This is a genomic window from Pseudomonas retamae, assembly GCF_043496865.1.
GTDB lineage: Bacteria > Pseudomonadota > Gammaproteobacteria > Pseudomonadales > Pseudomonadaceae > Aquipseudomonas > Aquipseudomonas retamae.
On record NZ_JBIEIL010000012.1, the window covers coordinates 72,649 to 87,105 of the forward strand.

Annotated in this window: 14 protein-coding genes; 3 read left to right on the forward strand and 11 right to left on the reverse strand. The window is 61.1% G+C overall.

The features are described from left to right. Window positions 1–11 precede the first annotated feature (11 nt). Both ACGSLL_RS21955 and leuS read right to left on the reverse strand, forming a co-directional pair. Window positions 12–617, reverse strand: coding sequence for an LPS-assembly lipoprotein LptE (locus ACGSLL_RS21955; RefSeq protein WP_394507906.1), 606 nt, complete (start codon window positions 615–617; stop codon window positions 12–14). An 87-nt stretch (window positions 618–704) separates the two neighbouring features. Beyond that, window positions 705–3,311 (reverse strand): leucine--tRNA ligase, encoded by a 2,607-nt coding sequence (gene leuS / locus ACGSLL_RS21960; protein ID WP_394507907.1) that lies wholly within the window; start codon window positions 3,309–3,311, stop codon window positions 705–707. A gap of 254 nt (window positions 3,312–3,565) precedes the next feature. On the opposite strand from leuS, the gene ACGSLL_RS21965 reads away from it, so the two are divergent. Continuing rightward, on the forward strand, window positions 3,566–3,889 hold the full coding sequence (locus ACGSLL_RS21965) for a hypothetical protein (RefSeq protein ID WP_208939640.1): 324 nt from the start codon (window positions 3,566–3,568) through the stop codon (window positions 3,887–3,889). A 104-nt stretch (window positions 3,890–3,993) separates the two neighbouring features. Then, window positions 3,994–4,773 (forward strand): YdcF family protein, encoded by a 780-nt coding sequence (locus ACGSLL_RS21970; RefSeq protein WP_394507908.1) that lies wholly within the window; start codon window positions 3,994–3,996, stop codon window positions 4,771–4,773. Between the two features lie 86 nt (window positions 4,774–4,859). Here the strand turns inward: ACGSLL_RS21970 and lnt are convergent, their stop codons facing one another. The 5 genes from lnt to miaB form a co-directional block, all read right to left on the reverse strand. After that, a complete protein-coding gene (gene lnt, locus ACGSLL_RS21975; protein WP_394507909.1) occupies window positions 4,860–6,383 on the reverse strand; it encodes an apolipoprotein N-acyltransferase in 1,524 nt (507 codons plus the stop codon). A 15-nt stretch (window positions 6,384–6,398) separates the two neighbouring features. Further along, the gene (locus ACGSLL_RS21980) at window positions 6,399–7,238 is read right to left on the reverse strand and encodes an HlyC/CorC family transporter (RefSeq protein ID WP_007909641.1); all 840 of its coding nucleotides are present in this window, start codon (window positions 7,236–7,238) and stop codon (window positions 6,399–6,401) included. Window positions 7,239–7,243: 5 nt separating this feature from the next. Further along, on the reverse strand, window positions 7,244–7,738 hold the full coding sequence (gene ybeY / locus ACGSLL_RS21985; RefSeq protein ID WP_394507910.1) for an rRNA maturation RNase YbeY: 495 nt from the start codon (window positions 7,736–7,738) through the stop codon (window positions 7,244–7,246). Then, window positions 7,731–8,729, reverse strand: a complete 999-nt coding sequence (locus ACGSLL_RS21990) for a PhoH family protein (RefSeq protein WP_394507911.1) — start codon at window positions 8,727–8,729, stop codon at window positions 7,731–7,733. The genes ybeY and ACGSLL_RS21990 overlap by 8 nt, the downstream gene beginning before the upstream one ends. Before the next feature lie 215 nt (window positions 8,730–8,944). After that, entirely contained in the window at window positions 8,945–10,273 is a 1,329-nt protein-coding gene (gene miaB / locus ACGSLL_RS21995; RefSeq protein ID WP_394507912.1) for a tRNA (N6-isopentenyl adenosine(37)-C2)-methylthiotransferase MiaB, read from the reverse strand. 132 nt (window positions 10,274–10,405) lie between these two features. Between miaB and ACGSLL_RS22000 the strand changes: the two genes are divergently transcribed. Next, a complete protein-coding gene (locus tag ACGSLL_RS22000; protein WP_003185742.1) occupies window positions 10,406–10,735 on the forward strand; it encodes a DUF1820 family protein in 330 nt (109 codons plus the stop codon). Window positions 10,736–10,847: 112 nt separating this feature from the next. On the opposite strand, the gene ACGSLL_RS22005 is transcribed toward ACGSLL_RS22000, so the two are convergent. From ACGSLL_RS22005 to ACGSLL_RS22020, 4 genes are all read right to left on the reverse strand, one after another. After that, complete coding sequence (locus ACGSLL_RS22005) at window positions 10,848–11,402, reverse strand: tetratricopeptide repeat protein (protein ID WP_394507913.1); 555 nt, start codon at window positions 11,400–11,402, stop codon at window positions 10,848–10,850. A 225-nt stretch (window positions 11,403–11,627) separates the two neighbouring features. Beyond that, on the reverse strand, window positions 11,628–12,911 hold the full coding sequence (gene hemL / locus ACGSLL_RS22010; protein WP_394507914.1) for a glutamate-1-semialdehyde 2,1-aminomutase: 1,284 nt from the start codon (window positions 12,909–12,911) through the stop codon (window positions 11,628–11,630). Between the two features lie 17 nt (window positions 12,912–12,928). Next, window positions 12,929–13,552, reverse strand: a complete 624-nt coding sequence (thiE, locus tag ACGSLL_RS22015) for a thiamine phosphate synthase (protein ID WP_394507915.1) — start codon at window positions 13,550–13,552, stop codon at window positions 12,929–12,931. 18 nt (window positions 13,553–13,570) lie between these two features. Next, entirely contained in the window at window positions 13,571–14,368 is a 798-nt protein-coding gene (locus ACGSLL_RS22020) for a hydroxymethylpyrimidine/phosphomethylpyrimidine kinase (protein WP_394507916.1), read from the reverse strand. Window positions 14,369–14,457 lie beyond the last annotated feature (89 nt).

Here is a 14,457-nt window from a genome sequence, read left to right on the forward strand (position 1 = left end):
CCCCGAACGTCTTACGGCTGCGGTATTTCGAGCGGCGACTGACGCGGCGTTTCCGCTTCAGCTTTCTGCGCCGCTTCCAGCGCATCGGCTTCAGCCTTGGCGCGGTCATTAGCCGTCTGTTGCAATTGCTGCAGTTGGCCCGGCGTCAATTGCTGCAGACGCAGCATCATGCGTTGCACCAGCTCGCGGCGGGTTTCGCGACGGGCGTCGTTGGCTTCCTGATCGGAGCCGACGAGGTTGTTGCCGTCGTGAATGAACACCTTCTGCACTTCAAACTTGTCGCTCAGCAGTAGCAGGTTTTTATCGCCACGGATTTCGTAGCTCAGGATCGTGCTGACCTGATATTCACCGGTCCGGCCTGCGCCGGCATAGCTGAGAATGCGCTGGCTTTCCTGCTCGTCAGCCAGGAACAGCTTGTACGGCGCGCCGCTGTAGACCTTGACGCCGCTTGACTCAAGCACCTGACGCAGTTGCGTCACGGTTTCGCCGTAGCTGTTACGGGCGCTCAGGTCGAGTTCCTTGATCGACAGTTCGTTGGTGCCAGTACCGCGCAGCTGGAAGCCACAGGCGCTCAACAGAACGGCGAGGCCAATCACCAGCAGATTGCGTTTGATCATTGTGTTGCTCCCCTTGAAACCAGGTAGGCCGAGCGTGCGGCCCGAAAGGTTTTATCCGGCGTCAGGCGAACCTGACGCTCAATCCAATTAGCTGGCGACGATATTGACCAGTTTCCCCGGCACTACGATCACTTTGCGAATCGTCAGACCATCGACGAAGCGCAGCACGTTCTCGTTGGCGCGCGCAGCCGCTTCGACTTCTTCGCGGGTTGCGCTGGCCGGCATTTCGATCTGCCCGCGCAGTTTGCCGTTGACCTGGATCACCAGGGTCAGGCTGTCCTGCACCAGCGCCGATTCATCCACTGCCGGCCAGAGCGCGTCGATTACCGCACCCGCGTGACCAAGCTGATTCCACAACTCGTGGCTGATGTGCGGAGTGATTGGTGCCAGCAGCAACGTCACGGCTTCGAGACCTTCGTGAACCAGTGCACGATCCTGATCGGTGGCTTGTGCGGCTTTTTCCAGCACGTTCATCAGCGTCATCACCTGAGCGATGGCGGTGTTGAATTTGTGGTTCTGGCCGACGTCGTGGCTGGCCTGCTTGATCGCGAGGTGAATCGCGCGGCGCACGGCTTTCTGCTCGTCGTTCAGGCTGGCGGTGTCCAGTTTGCCCGGCAGGCCCTGAGTGACATGAGCCTGCGCCAGGCGCCAGACGCGCTTGAGGAAGCGGTGCGAGCCTTCCACGCCGGAGTCGGACCATTCGGCGCTCATGTCAGGCGGCGAAGCGAACATCATGAACAGGCGGCAGGTGTCGGCACCGAACTGGTCGATCATCGACTGTGGGTCAACGCCGTTGTTCTTCGACTTGGCCATTTTCTCGGTGCCACCGATTTCCACCGGCAGGCCGTCGGATTTCAGTTTGGCGCTGATGACCTTGGCTTTGCTGTCGCGCTCCAGTTCCACATCCGCCGGGTTGAACCAGGTGTAGGCACCGTTGGCTTCGCGACGGTAGTAGGTTTCGGCGATCACCATGCCTTGGGTCAGCAGGTTCTTGAACGGCTCGTTGGAGCTGACCAGGCCTTCGTCACGCATCAGCTTGTGGAAGAAGCGCGCGTAGAGCAGGTGCAGAATCGCGTGTTCGATGCCGCCGATGTACTGATCGACCGGCAGCCAGTGGTCGGCTGCGGACTTTTCCACCAGCCCGCCGGTGAAGTGCGGCGAGGCATAACGGGCGTAGTACCACGACGACTCGACGAAGGTGTCCATGGTGTCGGTTTCACGCTTGGCAGGCTGGCCGCATTTCGGGCAGCTGCACTCGTAAAACTCGGGCATGCGCGCCAGTGGCGAACCGGCGCCGTCCGGCACCACGTCTTCGGGCAGGACCACCGGCAGTTGATCTTCCGGCACCGGCACATCACCGCAGCTATCGCAGTGGATGATCGGGATCGGGCAGCCCCAGTAGCGCTGGCGGCTGATGCCCCAGTCGCGCAGGCGGAACTGGGTGCGCGAGGCGCCCAGTTGTTTCTTGATCAGGGCGACTTCCATGGCGTCGAACGCGCCGGCGAAATCGAGGCCGTCGAATTCACCGGAGTTGATCAGCGTGCCGTGCTCACCGTAGGCGTCTTGCCACGGGGCCGGGTTGCTTTCGCCGGAACTGGTGCGCACCACCGATTTCACCGGCAGGTCGTACTTGTGGGCAAATTCGAAATCGCGCTCGTCGTGCGCCGGTACCGCCATGACCGCGCCGTCGCCATAGTGCATGAGCACATAGTTGGCGACCCACACCGGAAGTTTTTCACCGGTCAGCGGGTGCTCGACGAACAGGCCGGTCGACAGGCCTTTTTTCTCCTGAGTGGCGACGTCGGCTTCGGCGACGCTGCCGCCCTTGCATTCAGCGATGAACGCTTGCAGCTCAGGATTGTTTTTCGCCGCCAGGGTGGCCAGCGGATGCTCAGCAGCAACGGCGACGTAGGTCGCGCCCATCAGGGTGTCCGGACGGGTAGTGAAGACTTTCAGGGTACCGGCTTCGCCGATCGAATCGACGTTGTACGGAAACTGCACTTCCATCCCGCGCGACTTGCCGATCCAGTTGCGCTGCATGGTCTTGACCTGTTCCGGCCAGCCATCCAGTTCATCCAGGCTTTCGAGCAGCTCATCGGCGTAGGCGGTGATCTTGAAGTAGTACATCGGGATTTCGCGCTTTTCGATCAGCGCGCCGGAACGCCAGCCACGGCCGTCGATCACCTGCTCGTTGGCCAGAACAGTCTGGTCGATCGGGTCCCAGTTGACGGTGCCGTTCTTGCGGTAGATCACGCCCTTTTCGAACAGGCGCGTGAACAGCCATTGTTCCCAGCGGTAGTAGTCAGGCTTGCAGGTGGTGACTTCGCGCGACCAGTCGACCGCCAGACCCAAGCTGCGCAGCTGGGTTTTCATGTAGGCGATGTTTTCGTAGGTCCATTTGGCCGGTGCGACGTTGTTCTTCATCGCGGCGTTTTCTGCCGGCATGCCGAACGCGTCCCAGCCCATCGGTTGCAGGACGTTCTTGCCAAGCATGCGCTGGTAGCGGGAGATCACGTCGCCGATGGTGTAGTTGCGCACGTGCCCCATGTGTAGCTTGCCGCTGGGGTAAGGGAACATCGACAGGCAGTAGTAGGTTTCCTTGCCTGGCTGTTCACTGACTTCAAAGGACTTTTGCTCGTCCCAGAACGACTGGGCGGCGGCTTCGATCTCACGGGGTTGATATTGTTCGTGCATGGCTACTTTTGTACTGGATAGGGGTGGCCTAATCCTCTTCGACGGCGGCAGGCGGGGTGGCCCGGATGCGCTGGAAGTGGAATGACAGGAAGCGCCGTAGCATACATGACCGCGCTTGGCCTAGGGAAACCCTGATTCAGCAGTTTGGCCCGGTCGATCCGGGGCGAGGGCCGTTTGTCGCGGCGTGCCGCCGGTTTGTGCAGCGAAGCTAAGCTCTAAGTGGGGAGTGAGTCTTATCTTCAATGAGGTGAGGGATGGTGGAGCAACGGCAGAAAAACGTGACGAAACCCGAGTTGTACGAAAGGTTGATCGATCGTCTGGGCATGGCCCTGGACGCTGTAAAAACCGCTGACCGGCTGCGCGACGAGCGCCCCCTGGAACTGGAATTGCGTGGCTTGAGTCCCGCCGAGTTCAAACTGGTCAAGGCTTATCTGGATCGCAGCGAGCGGGAAATGCAGGGTTGCCTGTCACAGGCCGTCAAGCAGCTCGATGCAGCACATTCGGCCAAGGTCATCTGGCTCAAGGACCGGGCGCCCGGCAAAGACACCGTCAAGGTTCGCACTTCGCGGGCCAGGTAATCGCATGGCAGGTCAGGAAACCGATCTTTTTCAACGGGATCCAGCCTATTGGTTGTAACGTATCAGCAACACTCTTAGGCTTCGGGCATCTGTGGAGATGCCCGATGCCATTTCGTTATCTGATCAAACAATTACTGTTGCCGCCCGGCATTCTCTTGCTGCTTTTACTGGCCGCCTGGTGGCTGCGCCGTTCGCGGCCGCGGCTCGCTGGCGCGTGTTTCGCTGTGGGCCTGGGCGGCCTGTGGCTGATGAGCCTGCCGGTGGTCGTGCAGTGGGGCGCGAAGGCGCTGGAGCGCGAGCCGCCGCTGGCCCGCGAGGCGTGGGCGACCCTGGCGCAGCGGGCCGATGCGATTGTCGTACTCGGTTCTGGTCGCGAGCGTGGCGATCTGGCATGGGGCGAGGATCAACCGACCGGTGTCGGGCTCGAGCGCCAGCGCTATGCGGCGCGTCTGGCCAAGGCCTCCGGGTTACCGATCCTGACCAGCGGCGGCTTGCACTACGGTACGCCGCCAACCGAGGCGAAGCTGATGGCGGATTCGCTGCGCGACGATTTCGGCGTGGCCGTGCGCTGGCAGGAGGGTGAAAGCCGTACCACGTGGGAAAACGCCAAACTCAGCGCTGACATTCTGTTGCCGCAGGGGATCAAACGCGTGGTTGTGGTCACTCAGGCCTGGCACATGCCGCGGGCGGTGTGGAGCTTCAAACAAGCGGGATTCGAGGTGGTACCGGCGCCGGTCGGCTTTCTGGGTACCGATAACGCCCGGCCGTTTGGCGGCTGGCTGCCGGAGTTCAAATCGATCTGGCAGAGCGGGCAGTTGCTGAACGAGGCGGTGGGGCAGGTGGGGTATTCGTTGTTCTACCGAGGTGATGTCAGTCCCGATTGATTGGCTGCTGATGTCCTCTTCGCGAGCAGGCTCGCTCCCACCTTGAAATGCGTTTCAGTGTGGGAGCGAGCCTGCTCGCGAAGCTTTTAAAGGGTTTTCGACATCCGGTTGGCCATCAGCGCCCAGCCGAACAGCAGCAGGCACAGGACGATCAACGGCCACGAACGCCATTGCAGATACGGCGTCAGGTCGTGCATCGGCACCACATCACCGTACAGCACACCCTGTTCGAACTGCGGGATCTGCGCGGTGATCTGGCCGAACGGGTTGATCAGCCCTGTCACGCCATTGTTGGTGGCGCGAATCATCCAGCGCCCCGCCTCAAGCGCGCGCATCTGCGCCATCTGCAGATGTTGCAGCGGGCCGATCGAGGTACCGAACCAGGTGTCGTTGCTGATCGTCAGCAGCAGATCGCTGCGTGCCGACAGCCCGGCCGCAAACTCCGGATACACCACTTCGTAACAGATGAACGGGGCGATCTGGTAACCCTTGGCTTGCAGCAGCGCCTGATCGGACGGGCCACGGGCGAAGTCGGACATCGGCAAGTCGAAGAATGCGATGAGCCCGCGCAAAATGTCCTGCAACGGCACGTATTCGCCGAATGGCACCAGTTTCTGCTTCAGGTAAGTGCCATCGCCTTCGCCGACCACGGTGATGCCGTTGAAGAAGCGTCTTTCGTTGTGTACGGTCTGGCGGATCGGCACCCCGGTAATCAGTGCTGACTTACGCTCGGCGGCAAAGTTACCCATCATGTTCAGGTAACCCTCGGCGGATTCCTTGAGCACCGGCACAGCGGTTTCCGGCCAGATCAGCAGATCGACCGGTTTCGAGCGAAAGCTCAAGTCTCGGTACAACGCCAGTTGCGCGTTGAGTTCGGCCGGGTCCCATTTCATGCTTTGGGCGACGTTGCCCTGAATCGCGGCGACGCTCAGTGGCGCACCCGACGGACTGGTCCAGGCATGGCCTTTGAGCGCAACACCTGCCACCCATGGCCCGACCAGCAGCAACAATCCAGCGGCCACAAAAGCTGTGCGACGAGTCTGCAGCAAGCGCCGCGCGTTATAGATCAGCGCGGCGGTCAGTGCCAGAACGAACGACACCAGCCACATGCCGCCGACCGGCGCGAGCCCGGCCAAGGGGCCGTCGAGCTGGCTGTAACCGGAGTACAACCACGGAAAACCGGTGAGGAACCAGCCACGAAATGCCTCCTGCCCGACCCACAGTGCAGCAAACGCCATGGCATCGGCCACTGGCGCCTCATTGCGGCGTAGCCAGCGCGCCCACAACCAGGCAGGCAAAGCGAAGAACCAGGCGATCGCTGCGGTGAACAGCAGCATCAGAAATCCGGCGAGCAGCACTGAAGCGCCGCCGAAATGGTGAATGCTGTAATAGATCCAGCTGGTGCCGGCGCCGAACAGGCCGAAGCCGAAGCACCAGCCACGGCCCAGCGCCTGCCGCGGGCTCAGCTCGCGCAACCCGGCATAGAACAAGCCGACCGCCAGCAAAGCCAGGGGCCAGATGTTGAACGGCGCAAGCGCGAAGGTGGTGATTGCACCGGCCGCCACGGCCAGCAGGTTACCGGGCCAGCCGGGGCGGGTAGTCCAGCGCATTTCTTTCCTTAATGGTTACCGAGCAATTGGCGTCAGACGCAGCAAATGAATCCGACGGCTGTCGGCGTTCAGGATGCGGAAACGATAGGCGCCGATTTCAGTGATTTCGTTGCGTTTTGGCAAGTGGCCGAACGCGCTCATCACCAGACCGCCGACCGTGTCGAATTCGTCGTCGGAGAATTCGCTGTCGAAGAACTCATTGAAGTTCTCGATCGGCGTCAACGCCTTGATCAGGAAGTCACCGCTGGGCAGCGGCTTGATGTAGCTGTCTTCTTCGACGTCGTGTTCGTCTTCGATATCGCCGACGATCTGTTCCAGCACGTCTTCGATCGTCACCAGACCGGCCACGCCGCCGTATTCGTCGATGACGATGGCCATGTGGTTGTGGTTGGCACGGAATTCACGCAGCAACACGTTCAGACGCTTGGACTCCGGCACGAAGGTGGCCGGGCGCAGCAGGTCCTTGATGTTGAAGCTGTCGCCGTTCTCCTTGAGGATCAGCGGCAGCAGATCCTTGGCCAGCAGCACGCCCATCACGTCGTCATGGCTTTCGCCGATGACCGGATAGCGCGAGTGGGCCGAGTCGACCACGGCAGGGAGAAATTCGCGGGGTGTCTGGGTCGCCTTGATGCTGATCATCTGCGAGCGCGGGACCATGATGTCGCGTACTTGCAGGTCAGCCACCTGAATGGCGCCTTCGACGATGGCCAGCGCTTCGCTGTCCAGCAATTTGTTCTGATGTGCATCACGCAGCAGCTCAAGGAGCTCCTGACGGTTCTTCGGCTCGTGGGCAAAAGCCTGGGTGAGCTTACCCAGCCATGACTTCTGCCCGTTGCTCGATCGATCTTCGCTCATAGCGATTACTCTGAATCCTTTGTTGTAACAGTAGGGGATGGTTCGGTTTCGTCGTCCGCGTACGGATCGGGAAAGCCGATTTCAGCAAGCAACTCGCGTTCCAGTGCTTCCATTTCTTCGGCTTCGTCATCTTCTATATGGTCGTAACCGAGCAGATGCAAGCAGCCGTGAATGACCAGATGTGCCCAGTGGGCGTTAAGTTCCTTGCCCTGTTCGGCAGCTTCGCGCTCGACCACGGCGACGCAGATCACCAGATCGCCGAGCAGCGGGATATCCAGCAGCTCGTCCGGGACATCGGCGGGGAACGACAGGACGTTGGTTGCATAGTCCTTGTGCCGCCAGGTGTGATTGAGCTCGCGACCTTCGTCCTCGTCGACCAGACGAATGGTCATTTCCGAGTCGGCGGTGCGCTGGCGCAGGGCCAATTCGCACCATTGGCGGAACTGGGCTTCACTCGGCGCCGACGCTTCGGTAGCGATTTGCAGATCGAGCTCAAGCATCGCGCGAAGCTTCCTTTGGCGCATCGGCGCGGCTTTCGAAGCGCTCGTAGGCTTCGACGATCCGCTGCACCAGAGGATGGCGCACCACGTCCTTGGGCTGGAAGTGCGTGAAGCTGATGCCCGGCACGTCTTTGAGCACTTCGATCACATGATGCAGGCCGGACTTGGTGCCGCGCGGCAAGTCGACCTGGGTGATGTCACCGGTGATGACCGCGGTCGAACCGAAACCGATGCGCGTCAGGAACATCTTCATCTGTTCGACGGTGGTGTTCTGGCTTTCGTCGAGAATGATGAAGCTGTTGTTCAGCGTGCGACCGCGCATGTAAGCCAGCGGTGCCACTTCGATCACCTGACGTTCGATCAGCTTGGCCACGTATTCGAAACCGAGCATTTCGTACAGCGCGTCATAGAGCGGGCGCAGGTACGGGTCGATCTTCTGCGACAGATCGCCGGGCAGGAAGCCGAGTTTTTCACCCGCTTCAACCGCCGGACGCACCAGCAGGATGCGCCGGATCTGCTCGCGTTCCAGCGCATCGACGGCGCAGGCCACAGCCAGATAGGTCTTGCCGGTACCGGCCGGGCCGATGCCGAAGTTGATGTCGTTGCCGAGGATTTCCTTCACGTAGCGCTGCTGATTCAAGCCGCGTGGGCGAATCATGCCTTTTTTGGTGCGCAGGGCGACGGACGGTTCGGCAGGGGCATGGTTGTCCAGTTGCTCGGCCGAAGATTCCTGCAGGAACAGGTGAACCATGTCCGGCGACAGCTCGGTCGCCTTGGTTTCCCGGTACAGACGGCGCAGCAGGTTTTCCGCAGACGTGGTGAGCTTGGGGTCGCCGATCAGTTCGAATTGATTGCCGCGGTTGCGGATCTCGATGGCCAGGCGCTGTTCGATCAAGCGCAGATGCTCGTCGAATTGCCCGCACAGATTGGCGAAGCGGCGAGCCTCGAAGGGCTCGAGAATGAAACGATGTGGTTCGATGGGTGCGTTCAAGGTCGTATTTAGCCGCCCTGGGGCAATTGAGGTGAAATCAAGGATAACGCCAGAGGCGTGGGGGCGAAAGCTCTTAAATCAGCTCAGCCGATAAGCGCCGCTGCGCTGTACCTGTGGGAGCCAGCCTGCTGGCGAAGGCGTCGTATCAGCCACTCTCTACTTTGCTGATACACCGTTTTCGCGAGCAGGCTCGCTCCCACAGGGGAGATGCGGTGTTACTGAACCAAAGAGCCACGCAACGAGTGCGGTTGCGCCGCGTCGATGTGCACGTCGGCAAACTGGCCGATCAGGGTCGGATTGTCGCAGCGGAAGTTGACGATACGGTTATTCTCGGTACGCCCCTGCAGCTCGCCGGGGTCTTTCTTCGAATAATCGGTGACCAGAATGCGCTGGATCGAGCCAACCATCTGTCGGCTGATTTCGAAGCCTTGCTGGTTCAGGCGATGTTGCAGCGCATTCAGGCGCTCTTTCTTCAATTCTTCCGGCGTGTCGTCGGCCAGGTCTGCCGCCGGGGTGCCGGGGCGCTGGCTGTAAACGAACGAGTAGGAGAAGTCGAAGCCGACATCGGCGATCAGCTTCATGGTCTGCTCGAAATCTTTCTCGGTCTCACCGGGGAAGCCCACAATAAAGTCCGAGCTGATGCAGATTCCCGGCACCGCCGCGCGCAGTTTGCGCAGTTTGGATTTGTATTCCAGTGCGGTGTGGTTGCGCTTCATCGCCGCGAGAATCCGGTCGGAACCCGACTGCACCGGCAAATGCAGATGTTTGACCAGCTCCGGCACCTCGGCGTGGGCCTGGATCAGGCTGTCGGAAAACTCCAGCGGGTGCGACGTGGTATAGCGAATGCGGTCGATGCCATCGACGGCCGCGACTACGCGGATCAGCTCGGCGAGATCGGCCATGCGCCCGTCATGGGTAGCGCCGCGGTAGCCGTTGACGTTCTGGCCCAGCAGGGTCACTTCACGCACGCCGTTTTCGGCCAGGTGAATGATCTCGGCGATCACGTCGTCGAACGGCCGGCTGACTTCTTCGCCACGGGTGTAAGGCACCACGCAGAAGGTGCAGTACTTGCTGCAACCTTCCATCACCGACACGTAAGCGCTCGGGCCATCGATGCGTGGCTCGGGCAGATGGTCGAATTTTTCGATTTCCGGGAACGACACATCGACCTGCGGCAGCTTGCTGCTGCGCGCGGCGTCGATCATTTCCGGCAGGCGGTGCAGGGTCTGCGGGCCGAAGACCACGTCGACATACGGTGCGCGGTCACGGATCGCCGCGCCTTCCTGGCTGGCGACGCAACCGCCGACCGCAATGACCATGTCCGGGTTGGCCAGCTTCAGTTCGCGCCAGCGCCCGAGCTGCGAGTACACCCGATCCTGGGCGCGCTCGCGGATCGAGCAGGTGTTGAGCAGAATCACGTCGGCGTCTTCCGCGCGAGCGGTGACTTCCAGGGCCTGATGTTCGCCCAGCAGATCGACCATGCGCGAGCTGTCGTACTCGTTCATCTGGCAACCGTGGGTTTCGATGTAAAGCTTCTTGGCCATGGATTAGTGTCGTCACGTGATTCGAAGAACCGCGCATTATAGGGAACAAGCCGTCAGGTTCCTACCGCTGTGCGTCCGGTGGCTATGCTATAGTTCGCGCCCCCATTTTTACCCCGATGTTATCCGCCCGCCATGACCAAACGCGAAGCTCCAATCTACAAGGTGATTTTCCTCAATCAGGGCCAGGTGTTCGAAATGTACGCCAAGCAGATCTATCAAAGTGATCTGTGGGGTTTTCTGGAAGTGGAAGAGTTCGTCTTTGGCGAGCGCACGCAAGTGGTCGTCGACCCGAGCGAAGAAAAGCTCAAGGCGCAGTTCGAAGGCGTGGTGCGCAGCTTTGTGCCGATGCATTCGATCGTACGCATCGACGAAGTAGAGCGCTTGGGTACACCGAAAATCAGCGAAGCCCGCGGCGCGGTCGGCAATGTCATGCCGTTTCCGATGCCGATGCCCGAGAAGTAAGACTCAAGACCGCGTCGCGCCCTTCGCGAGCAGGCTCGCTCCCACAGGAGATACATGTCCCGATGTGGGAGCGAGCCTGCTCGCGAAGGGGCCAGTCAGAACAACCCAAGAATCAGGGAAGCGGTGAAAAAGGCGTACGCCCATCGGCGCTCTGCAATTCCATCAGGTATTTGCGGAAGATCTGCCCGAGCACCTGGGTCGCGGTTTCAAGGTCTTCGCGGGACATGCTCTCAGAGACTTCATCGGCTGTGTCCAGCGCCTCTTCGGCACCGTTGACCGCCGCCATCTTCAGTACGATGTACGCCTGGATATTGTTGGCCTGCACGCCTTCGCCGTGGAAGAACATGGTGCCGAGCTTGAACTGTGCCTGAGCGTGGCCTTGCAGCGACGCCTTTTCGAAATAGCTCAGGGCTTGATTGAGGTCGCGCGGCGCGTTCTTGCCGTCGTAGTAGAACTCACCCAACTCGTATTGCGCTTGCGCATCCCCTTCATCCGCCGCTTTCTGGCAGGCGGCCAGTGCCTGCGTGACGTCTTGCGGCTGAGTATTGAGGGTGCAACGACCCATCGCCGGGATCAACAACGAGTTGCCGCCTGCTTGTGCATGCGCGAGCAGGGGCTGAAGGAGCAACAGGCAGCCCAATGCAAGGGTGCGGCCGGTGCGGTTCATGGGAATCGACTTACCTCTGAAGGGCGCGCGGACCCGTCGGGGGATCCAATAAGCGCGCATTATGAAATAAGCAGGGCCAACCTTACAAAGTCTTTACTCGTTTTTCTGCTGCGTGGGGGATTTATCGCCCACTTTCTACAAGATTTTTAGCAGCGGCGTGGGAAAAACGGCAGGGGTGTAGGTGAAAGCTGACGCTGGCGATAGCCAACGTCAGCGGTACGACGATTATTTCAGTGCGGCGAAGGCACGCTCGGCGGCGTCCAGCGTCAGTTGCAACTCGGCTTCGCCGTGGGCGATCGAGGTGAAACCGGCTTCGAAGGCGCTCGGTGCCAGATACACGCCACCTTCGAGCATCAGGTGGAAGAAGCGCCCGAACAGTGCCGCGTCGCTGGCCATCACGTCGTCAAAGGTGACAATGTCGTCGGCGCCGCTGAAATACAGACCGAACATGCCGCCGGCCTGTGTCGTCACGAACGGAATGCCGGCGGCATCGGCGCGTTGTTGCAGACCGTCAAGCAGGCGCGTGGTGTAGTCGGTCAGCTCGGCGTGGAAACCCGGACGGCTGATCAGGCGCAGGGTGGTCAGGCCGGCGGCCATCGCCAACGGGTTACCCGACAGCGTACCGGCCTGGTACACCGGGCCCAGCGGCGCGATACGTTCCATGATTGCGCGCTTGCCGCCAAAGCAGCCGACCGGCATGCCGCCACCGATGATCTTGCCGAACGTGGTCAGGTCCGGCGTGACGCCGTAGTAGGCCTGAGCACCGCCGAGGGCAACGCGGAAACCGGTCATCACTTCGTCGAAAATCAGCACCACGCCGTGCTTGTCGCACAGCGAACGCAGACCTTCGAGGAAACCCGGCGCCGGTGGCACGCAGTTCATGTTGCCGGCAACGGGCTCGACGATGATGCAGGCCACATCCTCACCGACTTCGGCGAGCATCGTTTCAACCGCCTCGATGTCGTTGAACGGCAGGGTCAGGGTGTGTTTGGCGAACGCCGCGGGTACGCCGGCCGAGCTCGGTACGCCTTGGGTCAGCGCGCCGGAACCGGCCTTGACCAGCAAGCTGTCGGAGTGGCCGTGGTAGCAGCCTTCGAATTTGATAATGCTGTCGCGGCCGGTGTAACCACGGGCCAGACGAATCGCGCTCATGGTCGCTTCGGTGCCGGAGCTGACCATGCGCACCATGTCCATCGACGGCACCAGCGAGCAGACCAGATCGGCCATCTCGGTTTCCATCGCGGTCGGCGCGCCGTAGGACAAACCATGTTGCAACTGATTGCGCACAGCATCGAGTACGTCCGGATGGCTGTGGCCAAGGATCATCGGACCCCACGAACCGACGTAATCGACATAACGCTTGTCGTCTTCGTCAGTGACGTAAGCGCCTTCGGCGTGTTTGAAGAACAGCGGCGTACCACCGACGCTTTTGAACGCGCGAACCGGCGAATTGACGCCGCCGGGGATGTGTTTCTGAGCATTGGCAAACAGGGTTTCGGAACGAGACATGATCGGGCTCTCAATCTTCAGGCTTTGAACAATTCATTGAACGCGCGGGCGCGGCGAGTCACTTCGGCGGTATTTTCGGCACCGAAGAGACCGTGGACCACCGCCAGCAGGTCGACCCCATGGGCCACCAGTGGCGCGGCGTTATCGAGGGTGATGCCGCCAATCGCGCAGACTGGCAGATGCAATGTGCGTTTGGCTTCGTCGAGCAGGTCGAAGCTGCAACTCGGCGCGCCGGGTTTGGTGCTGGAATTGAAGAAGCGGCCGAAGGCGACGTAACTCGCGCCTTCTTTGGCTGCTTGTTCAGCGAGGGCGAGCTGATCGTGACAGGTCGAACCGATGATCGCTTTCGAGCCGAGCAGGGCGCGGGTCGGCGACAGCGGGCCGTCGGTCTGGCCCAGATGCACGCCGACATTGAGGCGCGCGGCCAGTTCGGCATCATCATTGATGATCAACAGGGTCTTGTAGCGCTCGCACAGATTGCGCAGCGCTTCGGCCTCACGCAAGCGGCGGGCCTCGTCACTGCTTTTGTCGCGGTATTGCAGCAGGGTGACGCCGCCTTCCAGCGCCGCCTCCACGTAAGACAGAAACTTGCCGGCCAGCAGTGTGCTGTCGGTAATGGCATACAGGCCACGTAGTTTCATCGGGCAGACCTCACGAGGTTACGAGCAGAAATCCAGCGGCAGGCGACGCGGGACGAACTGGCCTTTGCCCAGTTGTTCGGCATCGCGCAGGGTGCGCCAAGTGTAATCCAGTGCGCTGCGCACAGCGCTGGCCAGGTGTTCGCCCTGGGCCAGGCGACCGGCGAGGGCGCTGGCCAGGGTGCAACCAGAACCGTGATAGCTGCCTGGCAGACGCTGGCAAATGAAGGTTTCACGCAGACCGTCGCGGCTGTACACGCGGTTGTGGATTTCAGTTTCGTCGCCATGGCCGCCGGTGATCAGCAAGTTCTTGACGAATGGCAGGAGTTTTTCAGCGCACTCGTCGGCGGTGCCATCAGGCAGTTCGGCGAGGATGCGCGCTTCGGGAAGGTTGGGGGTGGCAATGACCGACAGCGGCAGCAGCCGCTCACGCATCGCATAACCGACTTCGTCCTTGCCCAGGCGTCCGCCGCCGCCGGCGCGCAGCACCGGGTCACAGACCACCGGCAAATGCGGGTGCGCCGAGAGCAGTTCGACAACCGTGTCGACCATCTCCAGCGAACCGAGCATGCCCAGCTTCACCGCCGCGACTTCGGAATCGTTGAGCACGGCATTGGCCTGGGCCAGTACCCACTCACGATCGAGGACGCGAAAGTCAGTGACGTTGACCGTGTCTTGCACGGTCAGGGCGGTGACGGCCGGAGCCGCATGGCAACCCTGCGCGAGCAGGGCTTCGATATCTGCCTGCAGGCCGGCGCCACCACTGGGGTCGTGGCCGGAGAGACAGAGGACAACGGGGCGGGAGCTGTAGATATTCATGGGTCGCGAGCTTACCACCAAAGCTGATTTTCGGGTTCAGTGCCGTTGCGCCTGGCCGATATCCCGGACAGAGAATCCGCATATCTTGT

What these genes read in the sequence shown, in the direction of transcription:
- ACGSLL_RS21955 (WP_394507906.1), bottom strand. Translation starts at nt 617, where the DNA reads ATGATCAAACGCAATCTGCTGGTGATTGGCCTCGCCGTTCTGTTGAGC.
- leuS (WP_394507907.1), bottom strand. Translation starts at nt 3,311, where the DNA reads ATGCACGAACAATATCAACCCCGTGAGATCGAAGCCGCCGCCCAGTCG.
- ACGSLL_RS21965 (WP_208939640.1), top strand. Translation starts at nt 3,566, where the DNA reads ATGGTGGAGCAACGGCAGAAAAACGTGACGAAACCCGAGTTGTACGAA.
- ACGSLL_RS21970 (WP_394507908.1), top strand. Translation starts at nt 3,994, where the DNA reads ATGCCATTTCGTTATCTGATCAAACAATTACTGTTGCCGCCCGGCATT.
- lnt (WP_394507909.1), bottom strand. Translation starts at nt 6,383, where the DNA reads ATGCGCTGGACTACCCGCCCCGGCTGGCCCGGTAACCTGCTGGCCGTG.
- ACGSLL_RS21980 (WP_007909641.1), bottom strand. Translation starts at nt 7,238, where the DNA reads ATGAGCGAAGATCGATCGAGCAACGGGCAGAAGTCATGGCTGGGTAAG.
- ybeY (WP_394507910.1), bottom strand. Translation starts at nt 7,738, where the DNA reads ATGCTTGAGCTCGATCTGCAAATCGCTACCGAAGCGTCGGCGCCGAGT.
- miaB (WP_394507912.1), bottom strand. Translation starts at nt 10,273, where the DNA reads ATGGCCAAGAAGCTTTACATCGAAACCCACGGTTGCCAGATGAACGAG.
- ACGSLL_RS22000 (WP_003185742.1), top strand. Translation starts at nt 10,406, where the DNA reads ATGACCAAACGCGAAGCTCCAATCTACAAGGTGATTTTCCTCAATCAG.
- ACGSLL_RS22005 (WP_394507913.1), bottom strand. Translation starts at nt 11,402, where the DNA reads ATGAACCGCACCGGCCGCACCCTTGCATTGGGCTGCCTGTTGCTCCTT.
- hemL (WP_394507914.1), bottom strand. Translation starts at nt 12,911, where the DNA reads ATGTCTCGTTCCGAAACCCTGTTTGCCAATGCTCAGAAACACATCCCC.
- thiE (WP_394507915.1), bottom strand. Translation starts at nt 13,552, where the DNA reads ATGAAACTACGTGGCCTGTATGCCATTACCGACAGCACACTGCTGGCC.
- ACGSLL_RS22020 (WP_394507916.1), bottom strand. Translation starts at nt 14,368, where the DNA reads ATGAATATCTACAGCTCCCGCCCCGTTGTCCTCTGTCTCTCCGGCCAC.